The sequence below is a fragment of the Streptomyces varsoviensis genome, from assembly GCF_000718635.1.
Classification (GTDB): Bacteria; Actinomycetota; Actinomycetes; order Streptomycetales; family Streptomycetaceae; genus Streptomyces; species Streptomyces varsoviensis.
In genome coordinates this window covers 61570-74717 of the sequence record NZ_JOBF01000002.1, presented here as the reverse complement: position 1 = coordinate 74717, position 13148 = coordinate 61570, and the positions used below count along the sequence as shown (strand labels likewise).

The following is a 13148-nucleotide window of genomic DNA, read 5'->3' as shown; positions in this document are numbered from 1 at the left end:
CGGCGGGCGGGCGCTTCCGTGACAGCGCGGGGCGCGCGGCGGCGTGAAGTGGATCACGCGAGCTGGCGGGCGGCGAAGGCGAGCTTGCCGGGGTTGAGCACCGAACGGACGGCGCTGACCCGGCCGTCGCGGATCTCCGGCACGAGGATGGCGAGCAGGGCCGCTCCGGTCCGTACGACGACCGCCGGCTCGCCGTTCACCTCGGCGAACTCGGCCGTGATGTGCGCCGCCTCGGGCCGGTGGCCCAGGCCCAGCAGATAGCGGAGCACCTTGTCGCGCCCGGTGATCGGCCGGCGGGCCGCGGTCACCTCGCCGCCGCCGTCGGCCCACGCGGCCACGTCGTCGGCGAGCAGCCGTTCGAGGCCGGCGACATCGCCGTCGAGGGTGGCGGCGAAGAAGCGCTCGACGATCTTCCTGCGCTGTTCGTCGTCGACGTCGAAGCGGCGTCGGGGATGGCCGAGGCGGGTACGGGCCCGGCGGTGCAGTTGGCGCGAGTGGGCCTCCTCGATGCCGACGGCTTCGGCGACTTCCCGGTGGCTGTGGCCGAACGCCTCGCGCAGGACGAACACCGCGCGTTCGGCCGGGGTGAGCCGTTCCATCAGGGTGAGCAGCGCGAACGACACCGAGTCGCGCTGCTCGGCGCTCTCCAGCGGCCCCAGCGGTCCGAGGGGCCCGAGCGGTCCGGTCGCGGTGTGCGTGAGGACCGGCTCGGGGAGCCACGGCCCGACGTACAGTTCGCGCCGGGCGCGGGCGGAGGTGAGGTGATTGATGCAGAGGTTCGTCATGACCTTGGTCAGCCAGGCGGCGGGGGTACGGACGGCGGCGCGGTCGGCGGCGCTCCACCGCAGATACGTGTCCTGCACGATGTCCTCGGCCTCGCTCGCCGAACCGAGCATCCGGTACGCGAGCGCGAACAGCCGGGGCCGGTGCCTCTCGAACTCCGTGGCAGCTTCCGTGGTCATGCCCGTAGCCTGCCAGGCGCCCCGCCTGCCGCGCGCCGGGCCCGCGTCTCCCCGACTCACCCGCTGTCTTGATGAAGCCGAGCCGCCCCGCCCATAGTTGCGGACGCGATCGGGCGGGAGGCCGCCGGATCGGGCAGGTTGTCGCCACGTTGTCGCCACGTCGAGGAAGGCCCGCACCCATGCGCACGCTGTATGTCGTCACACACCCCGAAGCCACTCATCACGTCGAAGGCGTCGTGGGCGGCTGGCATGACTCGCGGCTGACGTCCGCCGGCGTCCGTGCGGCCGGTGCCATCGCCCGGGCGCTGCGGTCCCGTATCCCGGCGGGCGCCGAGGTGGAGCTGTTCTCGTCGGATCTGCGGCGCACGATGCGGACGGCCGAGGAGGCGGCCCGATTGTTCGGCGTGGAGCCGGTGGTGGACCGGCGGCTGCGGGAGAAGTCCTACGGCGAGGCGGAGGGGCGGCCGCAGGCATGGCTGGACGAGCGGTTCGTACGGCCGCCGGCGGTCGGTGAGCGGATGGAGCACGACGAGGGCGTACCGGGCGCGGAGACGAAGGCGGCGTGGGCGCGGCGCGTCTACGCGGCGATGGACGAGATCCTGCGGAGCCCGGTCCGCCACCAGATCGTCGTGACGCACGGCGGCTCGCTGACGTTCGTCGTGGCGTCCTGGATCAGGATGCCGGTCGAGTCGGCCGATTACGTAAGTTTCCGGGCACCTTCCGGCAGCATCACGACGCTGCACGAGGACGATTTCTTCCACAACCGCCAGGTCGCGGCCCTCGGCGACACCAGCCACCTCGTGCCGGCCCCGGGCTACGTCTCTCGCCCCGTCTCGGCCGACCGATCCTGAGCCGGAACCCCTCGGATGGCCGTGCGGGCACGAATACGAGCGCACACGAACGAATGTGAGCAGCGCCTGTAGGGACATATCGCCGGGCGGGGCCGTAGGCCGGCGGCCGACGCCGCTCACCAGGGACGGAGCCCGCCCCGGCGGGTCGGCGGGCCGGCTCCGGCGCGGGGCGGAAAACGAGTAGCGCGGACCTGAGCAATTGCTCACAATGGTGTCCTGTACTGCGGCGGAGCGGTGGATCACGGTCCGCCGCGCCACCCGAGGCCCGTTCTCAACCCTCCCGGAGGTATCCCCATGACATTTGCCGGAACGCGCCCGCGGCGGGTGTCCCCAGCCGAGGTCCGCGCGCGGCTCGGGGAGCCCAGCGACAGGGCCTCGGCCAAGATCCGGGACCACATCGACGAATACTTCCACCACTTCATCGCCCACTCGCCGTTCCTGACCATGGCCACGGCGGACTCGGCCGGACACGTCGACTGCTCGCCCCGCGGCGACTACCCGGGCTTCGCGAAGGTCCTCGACGAGCGCACGCTCGCGATACCGGACCGGCCCGGCAACAAGCTCGCCGACTCCTTCCGCAACATCGCCGAGAACGACGGCATCGGGCTGCTCTTCCTGATACCGGGCCTGCGGGAGTCGCTGCGCGTCAACGGCCGCGCCTACGTCACCGACGAGCCCGATGTCCTCGCGCGGATGCGGACCGAGGCCAAGCAGCCGGAGCTGGCGATCGTCGTGGAGGTGGAGGAGGCGTACTTCCACTGCGGGCGGGCGCTCGTCCGGTCCCGCCTGTGGGACCCCGCCAGCCAGGCCCTCGCCGACGAGATGCCGTCGGTCGGCGAGATCGCCGTCGGCCAGTTCGGGCTCGACGTGGACCCGGCGCTGATCGACGACGACTTCGAAGACGTCTACCGCAAGCTCTACTGACCAGGCCGCGAGGGAACCTCCGATGCATCCGACGCAACAGACCACCATTGAGCGCATAGAGCGGGCCGCCGAGGACGTCGTCGCCCTCACCCTGCGCGGCGCCGCCGGACCCCTGGCGCCCTGGGAGCCCGGCGCCCACATCGACCTGAACCTGCCCAACTGGCTGATCCGGCAGTACTCGCTGTGCGGCGACCCGGCGGACCGGGACGCCTACCGCGTCGCCGTGCGGCTCGACCCGCTCAGCAGGGGCGGCTCGGAGTACATCCACCGCTTCCTGCGCCAGGGCCGGACCCTGACCGTCTCGCAGCCCCGCAACAACTTCCCGCTCGCGCCCGCCCCCGAGTACCTGTTCCTCGCCGGCGGCATCGGCATCACCCCGCTCCTGCCCATGCTGCGCGCGGCGACCGCCGCGGGCCGGCCCGCCTCGCTGGTGTACGCGGGGGCGACGGCCGAGACCATGCCCTTCGCCGACGAACTGCGCTCCGAGTACGGCGACCGGGTACGGATCGTGGCCACCAAGCAGCAGGGCCGGCCGGACCTCGCCGCCCTCGCGGCCGCCCTCGGCCCCGACGCCCTCGTCTACTGCTGCGGCCCCGCCTCCATGCTCGCCGAGGCAGAGGCCACGTTCCCCGCCGACCGCCTGCACGCGGAGCGATTCCAGCCCGTGGCCAAGGAGTACGGCCCCGCCACGCCCTTCGAGGCGGTATGCGCCCGGTCCGGCCGCACCGTCCCCGTCCCGGCCGACGAAACCCTCCTCGACGCCCTCAACCACGCCGGCTACCCCGTCCCGTCCGGCTGCCGCGAAGGCGTCTGCGGCAGTTGCGAACTCACCGTCCTCGACGGCGACCCGGACCACCGCGACGACATCGGCGCCCCCACCGACCGCATCTTCCCCTGCGTCTCCCGCTCCCACTCCGACCGCCTCACCCTGAACCTCTGACGGGCCGCCGCCGCGCCGGGCCGGCCCCGGCCCGGCGCGGCGGCGGAGTTCAGGCTCCGATGACCTGGTCGGGGGTGTGCAGCCAGGTGTGCTGGCCGGTGGGGCCGACGGTGAGGCCGAAGGCGGTCGCGGGCGGTTCGCCGAGGGCGCGGTAGGCGCTGTGGACCGACTCCACCTCCGTCCACAGGCTGCGCGGGCCGTACTGCCAGACCGGCTCGCCGGCGTCCGCGATGGCGCCGGAGCCGGCGCGGTCCAGCAGCCAGACGCGGTCGGTGCCGCCGGTCTCGGCGTGGACCATCGACACACCGGGCAGCGCGGCCCCCGCGTACAGGGCGAAGCCCAGGTTCAGCAGGGCGCGAGGGTCGAGATCGCTGTCGGCGGGGCGGGCCGTCGACTGGTCCACCGGGCGGCCGGAGGGGGCGGCGCGGTGGGACTTCATCGGCATGTACGAGGCCCCGCCCCGGAACCGGCCGCTCGCCGTGCCGTCCTCGTGGACGCGGAGCCGCAGCACGGCGCCGCTCCAGAAGTCGCGGGCCATCGGGGCGACCAGGATGCCGCCCGGCTCGACCTGGCGTACCAGCTCGTACGGCACGTGCCGCAGTGCGCACGTGGCCAGGAGGCGGTCGTAGGGGGCCCCAGGGGCCCAGCCGTGTTCCCCGTCGGCCCGTACGACCGTGACGCGAGGGGAGCCGACGGCGGCGAGGTTCCGCTCCGCCTCGTCGGCCAGGAGCGGGTCGATCTCCACGCTGACGACGCGGTCGTCGCCCAGGCGGCGGGCCAGCAGGGCGGCTACGTGGCCGGTCGCGGTGCCGATCTCCAGTACCCGCTCGGCGCCCCGCACGTCCAGGCAGCCGAGCATGGCGGCGACCATGCTCGGCTGCGAGTTGGCGGACGTCGCGACGCCCGGCCCGCCCTCGCGCCCGTCATCGACCTGCGTCACCACCGGTTCGTCGCTGTGCACCAATCGCCACCACTCCCCCTCGGTGGTGACCGGCTCGCACCGCTCAGGACCCTGCCGCCACACGCGCCGGGGGATGAACCGGTGCCTGGGCAACTCCTCCCACACGGCGCGCCACGCCGGGGAGAGCAGACCGCGCCCGTCCAGGGCCTGGACGAGCGCGGCATACCCCGGGGGCGCGCACCCGGGGGTGTCGGTCGTGGTCACCCGGTGGTCTTCCCCCCACCGGACCCGCCCGACCCATCGGGGGACGGCGGGGTGGGCGGCGGCGTCCACGGCTTGTCGGAGGGCGGGCCGCTGTGCTTTCCGTCGTCAGTCATACGTACGCTCCTGATCGCATCTGGGTATCGCATCGGGACATCGCACCGGAATTCGGCCCTTCCATGCTCGCCCCCATCCGCTCGCCGCAGGCCCGGTGACGCTTCCCTCACCGGAAGGGACGAACGGCCGGTCGTCCCACTGACGGTCGCCGCGCCGGCCCATGCTTCAACGGGCGCGCTCGCATCGCCTCACATAGGCGCTCCCCTTCAGGCGGCCCCGTTCAGGAGCCCTTGCTCCAGCGGAAGGCGGCCGTGGGGACGCCGGGGACCGGTACTCGGACGCTGAACACCGCTCCGTCCGCCGGGCCCGGGTCCGTCAGGTCCGTTCGAGCCGAGGTGATGTACAGCGTGCGCAGGTCGTCGCCGCCGAGGCAGAGGCCGGCCGGCTGCTGGGCCGGGAGGGGCAGTACCTGGTCGAGGGTGCCGTCGGCGCGGTAGTGGTGGACGCGGGCCTCGCCCCAGATCGCGCTCCACACCCCGCCCTCGACGTCCACCGCCATGCCGTCGGGGTTGCCCGCCCGCACCGAGGCGAACTCCTCCAAGGGGTGGGCCGGTTCCCCGGTGAGCGGGTCGACGCGGCAGGTCAGGATCGTGCCGTGGACGCTGTCGGCGAGGTACAGCACCGTGCCGTCCGCCGTGAAGGCGGGGCCGTTGGGCACGGTCAGGCCGTCGAAGACGCGGTGCACCGAGCCGTCGTGGTCGACGCGGTAGAGGCTGCCGACGCTCCGGTCCGCGGCGTACGGCATGCTCCCCGCCCAGAACCGGCCGTGCGGGTCGGCGACGCCGTCGTTCATGCGGACGGGGACCGGCGCGTCCTCCTCGGGCCGGGCGAGCCACTGCGGCGCGGCCTCCCCCTGACCACCCGTGGCGTCCGTGTCGTCCGACTCGCCCGTGCCGAACACGCAGATGCCCGTGCCCGCTGCCGCGATCCACTGGCCGGGGCGGCCCGCGATAGGTGCCACGGAGCCGAGCGGCACGTCCAGCCGCGCCAACTCGTCGAGCGGGCCGCCCTCCTGACCGAGCGGGCCGCGCAGGAGCCGGCCGCTCAGGATGTCCACGAGAACGGGGCCGCCGGGGAGCCAGCGGATGCCCTCGCCCAGGTCGAGCCGGTCGGACCAGACGGGCTCTGCGGCGGAAACGGTGTTCATGCGGTAGTGGTTCCTCTCGCGCGACGTACAGGGCTCGAACACAAGGAAATATAAGGAACGGGCGACCGATCAGAACGAATCCCCGAACCAGTGCACAGCGCCGGGAGCACGCGGCACCGCGTGCACGCGCTCGGGGCCGGCCAGCAGCGGCCGGACCATCCCCACGTGCTCGGTACGGACCTCCGCCCCCGTCATGAGGTGGGGCAACGCCTCCAGCACGGCCGGCCCGGGCTCCGGTCCCCGCAGCAGCGCCCAGCGCAGCCCCGCGCGGCGGGCGCGTCCGGCGATGGCCGCGAAGAGCGCCGCCAGCGGGCCGGCCCCGGTCGCCGCGTACTCGCGTACGTCCACGGCCCCTTCGGCCTTCCCGGCCCCCTCATGGTGTGCGGCGGTCGCCCAGCCCACCGGCCGGTTGGTGTTCGGGTCCTCGGCGACCAGCCAGCCGCGGAGCGGCCCGTACCAGGCGGGCAGCCGGGTGTGCCAGTCCGCCTCCGAGCGGACCGTGCTCAAGGGGGCGGCGGAGCGGGAGAGCTGAGTCAGAAACGGAAGGTCGGCCGGGCGCGCGGGGCGGATCTTGTACGGGGAGCGGGCCAGCGGTGTGCTGCCGAGAGCGCCCGCCCGCAGCCGGGTCGGGAAGGTCTGCCAGCCGGAGCCCGTATAGACGCCGGGCACTCCGGTGAACAGCAGTGACCACGCGCAGGACTCCGCCCGCATCAGCTCCGCCGCCTCCGCGAGCAGCGCGCGCACGAGCCCTCGGCCGCGCGCCTCGGGGCGGGCCGCGACGCTGCCGATCCCGCCGACCCGTACGGGCGTGCCCTGGGCGTCGCGAATGGCGCGGGGCACGTAGACGACGACGGCGTCGAGCGTGCCGTCCGCGCGGACGGCGACGAACGTACGCCGGTGGCGGTCGGGGTCCAGGGCGTAGAGCGCGGGGAGTTGCGGGGCGGCACCGGCACCGGCACCGAAGCATTCCCGCCACAGGGCGTGCAGGGCGGGATCGTCGGTGGGGCAGGCGGTGCGGATGAGACTCATGGCCGAAGGACTCCTCTGCTGCGGCCGCGTGTGCCGTCATCGCGCTCATGCCGGCGGGGGTGCGTACCGGGGGCGTCGAGGACGGTACGGCCCGTGCGGCGGTGTCCGGGGAGAAGGCCCGGGGCTCCCGCACCCTCGGCAATCTCCGCCTCCGAGTGCACAATCGGATCTTGTAATTGTTGCTTGACTAAGGTTTTTTGGAGCATTCGTGACCATCCACCGTCCGATCACCGACCGCCCGGTCCGGGTCGCCGTCGTCGGCGCCGGCCAGCGCGGACTCACCTACGCGGACTGGATCAAGGACCACCCCGAGCAGGCCGAACTCGTCGCCGTCGCCGACCCGCGCCCCAGCGCCCGCGCGGCGCTGGGCGCGCCCCTGGAGTTCGAGGACTGGCGGCCCCTCGCCGAGGAGCGGATAGCCGACGCCGTCATCGTCGCCACCCAGGACCGCGACCACCTCGAACCCGTCCTCGCCCTGGCGCGCGCCGGGTACGCGATCCTCGCCGAGAAGCCGTTGGCCCCCACCGAGGAGGAGACCAGGAAGCTCGTCGAGGGGGTACGCGAGGCCGGCGTGTTGTTCGCCGTGTGCCACGTCCTGCGCTACACGGAGTACACCGACCTCGTCAAGAGCGTGCTGGCCTCGGGCGTCCTGGGCGAACTCGTGTCGATGGAGCACCTGGAGCCCGTCGGCTGGTGGCACTACGCGCACAGTTTCGTGCGCGGCCCCTGGCACAGCGAAGCGGAATCCTCACCGATGATCCTCGCCAAGTCCTGCCACGACCTGGACTGGATCAGCTACGTGCTCGATGCCAGGATCGAGGAGGTCGCGAGCTTCGGCGGCCTCAAGCACTTCCGGCCGGAGAACAAGCCGGCCGGGGCCGCCGACCGGTGCCTGGACTGCGCCGTCGAACCCGACTGCCCGTACAGCGCGCCCAAGCTCTACATGCCCACCCTGCGCGACGAGGGCTCGGTGTGGCCCGTCACCCATGTCACCGACGCCACCGACGAGGCCGGGCTGCGGGAGGCGCTGCGCACCGGCCCGTACGGCGTGTGCGTGTACGCGGGCGACAACGACGTCGTGGACCACCAGGTGGTCGCGATGCGGCTGAGCGGCAATCTCACGGCGACGTTCCAGATGATGGCCTTCACCGAGCAGACCCACCGGCAGACCAGGATCTTCGGGTCGCACGGCTGGCTCAGCGGGGACGGCGAACGGGTCACCGTGCAGGACTTCCGCACCGGCGAGAGCCAGGTCCACGAGCTCGGCGGGAGTGGTTCGAACGCGGCCGACGGGCACGGCGGCGGCGACATCGAGCTGGTCGCCGCGTTCGTACGGGCGGTGGCGACCGCCGACCCGGAGGCGATCCGTTCCGGTACGGACGCGTCCCTGAACAGCCACCTCGCCGCCTTCGCCGCGGAGCGGGCCCGGCACACCCGCACCGTCCAGCAGGTGCCGGTCCACTGATCCGGCCCCGGGCCCGCGAGGCCGACTGGAGGCGAGCGCGGCCGGCGAGGTGCCACGGCTCCTCGCCGGCCGCGGGCCCGCACACCCGGTGGGACCGAGACACCCGATGGGACCGAGGCGCTAATGCGGAAGGGGGCTGTTCGCCCCGGCGCGTCAGGCCGGCAGCCGCTGGACGATCCGCGCAGCCGCTGGACGATCAGCGCAGCCGCTGGAGGATCAGCTCTGCGAGCCGGTCCAGGCCCTCTTCGATACGGTCCGGGGTGAGCGTGCTGATCGACAGGCGCAGTTGCCGGAAACCCGCCGTGCTGCCGTAGAAATGGTGCATGGGCGTGAACAGCACGCCATAGCGGTCGGCAGCGTGCTCCAGGAATTCGTCGTCCGCGGTGAACGGAACGGTGACCACCACGAAGAAGCCGCCCGTCGGCGCGTTCCAGGAAATCTCGGGACGGTCGCCCAGCCGCTTGGCCAGGCCGTGCAGCACCTGATTGAGATTGTCCCGGTAGACGGCCGCCTCACGCTGATTGGCCGCGATCATGCTGCAACCGTTGCTGAGCAGCTTTCCGCCGATCACCGCCTGGCCGATGGGCGAGGTGTTCACGGTGAGCATGCTCTTGATTTTCGACAGCTCGTCCGCGAAAAGCCCGCCTCCCGTGCCGTCCCCGGCTCCGCGGATCACTCGTTGATCCGCGACGGCATAACCCACCCGCGCGCCCGGCACACCGGTCTTGGCGAAGGAACCCAGATAGACGACGCGCTGTCGCCGGTCCAGGGCCTTGAGCGTGGCCGGCCGGTCGGGGCCGCTGTGAAAGAGCCCGTACGCGTTGTCCTCCAGGAGCAGGATGTCCTCGCTCTCGGCGATGTCCAGCAGTCGGCGCCGGTCGGGCATTTCCATGCTGACGCCCACCGGATTGGCGAAGTCCGGCGTCACATAGCAGGCGCGCACCCGCTTCCCCTCGGCCCGCGCGGCACGCAACTGGACCAGGAGATCGTCGAGATCGATCCCCGTCCCGCCGGTGCACACGGTCCGTACGGGCAGGTCGGCGAGGAGGGCCGCGCCGGTCAGGCCGACATAGGTGGGGCTCGGTGCGAGCAGGACGTCCCGGTCGTCGGCGCGCAGCGCGCGCAGCACCAGGAACATCGCCTCCTGGCAGCCGACGGTCACGACCACGGACGCGGGCGCGGCCTCGATCCCCTCGTCCACGGCGAGGCTGCGCGCGATGAGATCGGTGATGATTCCCTTGGTGTCGCCGTATTGGTAGAGCGTACGGGCCACTTGGGCGTCCGTCATTCCGCGTTCGGTTCTGAGGTGGTCGCAGAAGACCCGCAGATATTCGTGTACCTGGTCCACCTCGTAGAACCCCTCGAAGGGGCGGCCGGCGGCGAACGAGATGGCCTCCGGATATCGTCCGGCGATCTCGTTCAGCAGATTCATGGACTCCATCGACGCGTCGCCCAACGAGGTGTGCAGCGTGGTCGCGTCCAATGTGGCGCCCGGCTCAGGGGACGCGGGCCCCGGTTGCACGCCGTCCGGTTGCCCGATTTCCGATCGCACGTTTTCCATGGGTCGATTCTTTCTCACGGAGGATGACTCGGAGGGTGACTCGGCGGCGACAGGATGAGGCAGGACAAGGCGGGACGAGACAGGGCCAGGACAAGGCACGGCAGAGCACACCGCTTCAATATCATCGCCCAGAAGCACACACCCGGCAATGTCCGTTCAGCTCGGACGACAAGGGCAGGGGGCCGAAAGGACGCGCCTTGGAGCGGTTCGCCGCGGCGACTCGCCGGAACGACTTGCCGCAGCGCTCTGACGGGCAGTCACGGCAGCGCTCCGGTGGCATGGTGGGGGCAGCCCTTCGCCCCCGGACTCCCCGCACGCTAGGACTCCCATGACCGACCCGCCGAAGCAGAAGAGTTCCTTTCGCGGCCTGGCCGTCGACCCGCGGGAATGGAATCCGCCGGAGCCCGTGCCGCCCCGCTCCCTCGACGACGTGGAGCGGGCCGCCGCCGCGGTGCTGCCCCCGGACGTGTGGGATTTCGTGGCGGGCGGCAGCGGCCGGGAGCGGACGCTGGCCGCCAACCGCGCGGCGTTCGACCGGCTCTTCGTACGGCCGCGGGTCCTGCGGGACGTCTCGCGGTGCACGACGGACGCCACCCTGCTGGGCCGGCCGGTCCGCATGCCGGTGGCCGTGGCCCCCGTCGCGTACCAGCGGCTGCTGCACCCCGACGGCGAGGCGGCGAGCGCCCGCGCGGCGAAGGCGGCGGGCGTGCCGTTCACCGTGAGCACGCTGAGCAGCGTGCCGGTCGAGGAACTGGCCGGGATCGGCGGGTCCGTGTGGTTCCAGCTCTACTGGCTCCGCGAGGACGGCCGGGCCCTGGAGCTCGCGCGCCGGGCCGAGGACGCGGGGTGCGAGGCGCTGATGCTGACCGTCGACGTGCCGTGGATGGGCCGCCGGCTGCGGGACGAACGCAACGGGTTCGCGCTGCCGGACCATGTGCGGGCCGCCCATCTGGACGCCGGGCCCGCCTCCACGGCGCACCGGGGCACAGCCCACGGCTCGGCGGTCGCCGCCCACACCGGCCAGGCCCTCTCCCCCGCCCTCACCTGGTCGCACGTGGCCGAACTGCGCGCCCATACCCGCCTCCCGCTCGTCCTCAAGGGCGTGCTCGATCCACAAGACGCGCTGCACGCGCTGGAGTCGGGAGTGGACGCCCTCGTGGTGTCCAACCACGGCGGCAGGCAGTTGGACGGCGCACTGCCCAGCGTCGACGCGCTGGCCCGCGTCGTGGAGGTGGTGGGCGACCGCTGCGAGGTGCTGCTGGACAGCGGGGTACGCGGCGGTACGGACGTACTCAAGGCGCTGGCGCTCGGCGCGTCCGGCGTCCTGGTCGGCCGTCCGCCGGCATGGGGTCTGGCGGCGGGCGGCGAGAACGGCGTCCGCCAGGTGCTCGACCTGCTGTCCGAGGAGTTGAGGGACGCGCTGGGGCTGGCGGGGTGTCAGAACGTGGCGGAGGCGAGGGAGCTGTACGTCGGTATGGGCCGTACGGGCTGACTCCGCGTCAGGCAACAGGCAACAGGCAACAAGCAGGCGTGAACTGACGCGCCGTCGCGGCGGCGGTACCGCCACGAAGGGGTCGACCACGGCGGCCGGGGGCTCCGCGCCCCGCGACCGCGTGCCGTACAACCGGGGCCGCGTGCCGTACGGCCGGACCGTGCGCCGTACGGCCGGGGCCGCGTGATCCGGGCCCCGGCCGTACGGTTCCGCGGTCAGGTCGAGGGCGCCGGGCCCGGTGCGTCGGAGAGCGGGCGCTGCCGTTCCACGGCCTCGTACAGGGCCTTGATGTTGTTGCTGCCGAACGTGCGGGCCCCGCGCCGGTCGATGAGTTCGTAGAACAGGGTGCGGCGGGGGTGGCGCGACTCGGTGAAGATCTGGAGCATCGCGCCCGAACTGTCCCGGTCGGCGAGGATGTTGAGCTCGCGCAGCGTCGGGACGGGGGCACCCACGTCGCCCACCCGGTCGGTCAGGGTGTCGTAGTAGGCGGGCGGGGTGGTCAGGAAGCGCGCGCCGCGGTCGGCGACCGTGCGGACGGCGGTGGTGATGTCCTTGGTGAGGAAGGCGAGGTGCTGGACGCCGGCGCCGCCGTGCGCGGAGAGGAAGGCGTCGATCTGCCCCAGTTCGCGGGTGGTGTCGGGTTCGATGAGGGTGAGGGTGACCTGCCGGGACGCGCTCTGCACCACCTTCGAGTCCATCGCCTGCAGCCCCACCACGATCCGCTCCTCGAAGGTCTGGGCGAACCCGAAGACCTCCTGGTAGTGACGGACGGCCGCGTCGAGTTCGCCCGCGGGCAGGCAGACCGCGACGTGGTCCACGCTCTCGAACAGGCCCGCGTCGGCCGGGGCCGGCGAGGCTTCCCGGATCAGACCGGGCGCGAACGGCGCGCCGCGCGCCTCGCGGGAGGTGAACCGGTGTTCCACGTCGCCGAAGCCGAGCACCGACGCGAAGGTCACCCGGTGGCCCGCCGCGCCGAGCGCCATCGGCGGGACGGTCGGCGCGGCGCCGCGCTCGACCGCCTCGGTGAACGCGGCGTCCGCGTCGTCGACGGCGAGCCCGATGACGGCGACCCCGTCGCCGTGCCGCTCCACGTACGCCTCGGCCGGATGGCCGCCGCCCGGCAGCGCCGATGTCACGAGGACGGTGATGCCCCGCTGGCGCAGCAGCAGCGTGCGGCAGGCCCCGAGGGCGGTTTCGGGGCCGCCGCTGCCGTGCGGGGCGAACCCGAAGGAGTCGCACAGGTAGGCGGCCGCCTCGTCGGCGTCCTCGACATAGAGCTCGACGTGATCGATCGCACGAATGTCCATACCACTGCCCCCTTTTTTGGAATGTGGCAGGCCGGTGAGCCGACAGGTCGGCGGGCCGCGGCCGCGGCGCGCGTGCGCCCGCCGGGCCCGCGCGGCATTCCCGGCGCCCGCGGCGTCTCCGGCGTGGCGGCCCCGGCGTCGACGGCCCCCGCCGTCCATCCGGACGTCTTCCACACTTGGACGCTGAACGG

At 72.9% G+C, this 13148-nt stretch carries 11 protein-coding genes; 5 read left to right on the top strand and 6 right to left on the bottom strand.

The window, feature by feature from the left end:
* Positions 1 to 53: 53 nt before the first annotated feature.
* Entirely contained in the window at positions 54 to 962 is a 909-nt protein-coding gene (locus tag IF55_RS02875) for an RNA polymerase sigma-70 factor (RefSeq protein ID WP_030874780.1), read from the bottom strand.
* 179 nt (positions 963 to 1141) lie between these two features.
* Here IF55_RS02875 and IF55_RS02870 point away from each other — a divergent pair, with 179 nt between their 5' ends.
* The 3 genes from IF55_RS02870 (at position 1142) to IF55_RS02860 (ending at position 3677) form a co-directional block, all read left to right on the top strand.
* Positions 1142 to 1813, top strand: coding sequence for a histidine phosphatase family protein (locus IF55_RS02870; RefSeq protein WP_048831465.1), 672 nt, complete (start codon positions 1142 to 1144; stop codon positions 1811 to 1813).
* A gap of 294 nt (positions 1814 to 2107) precedes the next feature.
* Positions 2108 to 2737, top strand: coding sequence for an MSMEG_1061 family FMN-dependent PPOX-type flavoprotein (locus IF55_RS02865; RefSeq protein WP_030874784.1), 630 nt, complete (start codon positions 2108 to 2110; stop codon positions 2735 to 2737).
* 22 nt (positions 2738 to 2759) lie between these two features.
* Positions 2760 to 3677: a PDR/VanB family oxidoreductase gene (locus IF55_RS02860; RefSeq protein ID WP_030874786.1), complete on the top strand. Its 918-nt coding sequence runs from the start codon at positions 2760 to 2762 to the stop codon at positions 3675 to 3677.
* A gap of 49 nt (positions 3678 to 3726) precedes the next feature.
* On the opposite strand, the gene IF55_RS02855 is transcribed toward IF55_RS02860, so the two are convergent.
* From IF55_RS02855 to IF55_RS02845, 3 genes are all read right to left on the bottom strand, one after another.
* Positions 3727 to 4842, bottom strand: coding sequence for a methyltransferase domain-containing protein (locus tag IF55_RS02855; RefSeq protein ID WP_030874788.1), 1116 nt, complete (start codon positions 4840 to 4842; stop codon positions 3727 to 3729).
* 334 nt (positions 4843 to 5176) lie between these two features.
* Positions 5177 to 6103 carry an SMP-30/gluconolactonase/LRE family protein gene (locus tag IF55_RS02850; protein WP_030874790.1) on the bottom strand — a complete coding sequence of 309 codons (927 nt, stop codon included), beginning with the start codon at positions 6101 to 6103 and terminating at the stop codon, positions 5177 to 5179.
* Positions 6104 to 6172: 69 nt separating this feature from the next.
* The gene (locus tag IF55_RS02845; protein ID WP_030874792.1) at positions 6173 to 7132 is read right to left on the bottom strand and encodes a GNAT family N-acetyltransferase; all 960 of its coding nucleotides are present in this window, start codon (positions 7130 to 7132) and stop codon (positions 6173 to 6175) included.
* Positions 7133 to 7340: 208 nt separating this feature from the next.
* On the opposite strand from IF55_RS02845, the gene IF55_RS02840 reads away from it, so the two are divergent.
* Positions 7341 to 8597: a Gfo/Idh/MocA family protein gene (locus tag IF55_RS02840; RefSeq protein ID WP_030874793.1), complete on the top strand. Its 1257-nt coding sequence runs from the start codon at positions 7341 to 7343 to the stop codon at positions 8595 to 8597.
* Between the two features lie 196 nt (positions 8598 to 8793).
* Here IF55_RS02840 and IF55_RS02835 read toward each other — a convergent pair whose 3' ends face one another.
* A complete protein-coding gene (locus IF55_RS02835; protein ID WP_078643503.1) occupies positions 8794 to 10158 on the bottom strand; it encodes an aminotransferase-like domain-containing protein in 1365 nt (454 codons plus the stop codon).
* A 328-nt stretch (positions 10159 to 10486) separates the two neighbouring features.
* Here IF55_RS02835 and IF55_RS02830 point away from each other — a divergent pair, with 328 nt between their 5' ends.
* Positions 10487 to 11650 carry an alpha-hydroxy acid oxidase gene (locus IF55_RS02830; protein WP_078643501.1) on the top strand — a complete coding sequence of 388 codons (1164 nt, stop codon included), beginning with the start codon at positions 10487 to 10489 and terminating at the stop codon, positions 11648 to 11650.
* A gap of 215 nt (positions 11651 to 11865) precedes the next feature.
* Here the strand turns inward: IF55_RS02830 and hppD are convergent, their stop codons facing one another.
* Positions 11866 to 12957 carry a 4-hydroxyphenylpyruvate dioxygenase gene (gene hppD, locus IF55_RS02825; protein ID WP_030874799.1) on the bottom strand — a complete coding sequence of 364 codons (1092 nt, stop codon included), beginning with the start codon at positions 12955 to 12957 and terminating at the stop codon, positions 11866 to 11868.
* Between the last annotated feature and the right edge of the window lie 191 nt (positions 12958 to 13148).

Bases quoted from the DNA above. Each gene is read 5' to 3' on its own strand.
- IF55_RS02875 (WP_030874780.1), bottom strand. From the start codon at position 962: ATGACCACGGAAGCTGCCACGGAGTTCGAGAGGCACCGGCCCCGGCTG.
- IF55_RS02870 (WP_048831465.1), top strand. From the start codon at position 1,142: ATGCGCACGCTGTATGTCGTCACACACCCCGAAGCCACTCATCACGTC.
- IF55_RS02865 (WP_030874784.1), top strand. From the start codon at position 2,108: ATGACATTTGCCGGAACGCGCCCGCGGCGGGTGTCCCCAGCCGAGGTC.
- IF55_RS02860 (WP_030874786.1), top strand. From the start codon at position 2,760: ATGCATCCGACGCAACAGACCACCATTGAGCGCATAGAGCGGGCCGCC.
- IF55_RS02850 (WP_030874790.1), bottom strand. From the start codon at position 6,103: ATGAACACCGTTTCCGCCGCAGAGCCCGTCTGGTCCGACCGGCTCGAC.
- IF55_RS02845 (WP_030874792.1), bottom strand. From the start codon at position 7,132: ATGAGTCTCATCCGCACCGCCTGCCCCACCGACGATCCCGCCCTGCAC.
- IF55_RS02835 (WP_078643503.1), bottom strand. From the start codon at position 10,158: ATGGAAAACGTGCGATCGGAAATCGGGCAACCGGACGGCGTGCAACCG.
- IF55_RS02830 (WP_078643501.1), top strand. From the start codon at position 10,487: ATGACCGACCCGCCGAAGCAGAAGAGTTCCTTTCGCGGCCTGGCCGTC.
- hppD (WP_030874799.1), bottom strand. From the start codon at position 12,957: ATGGACATTCGTGCGATCGATCACGTCGAGCTCTATGTCGAGGACGCC.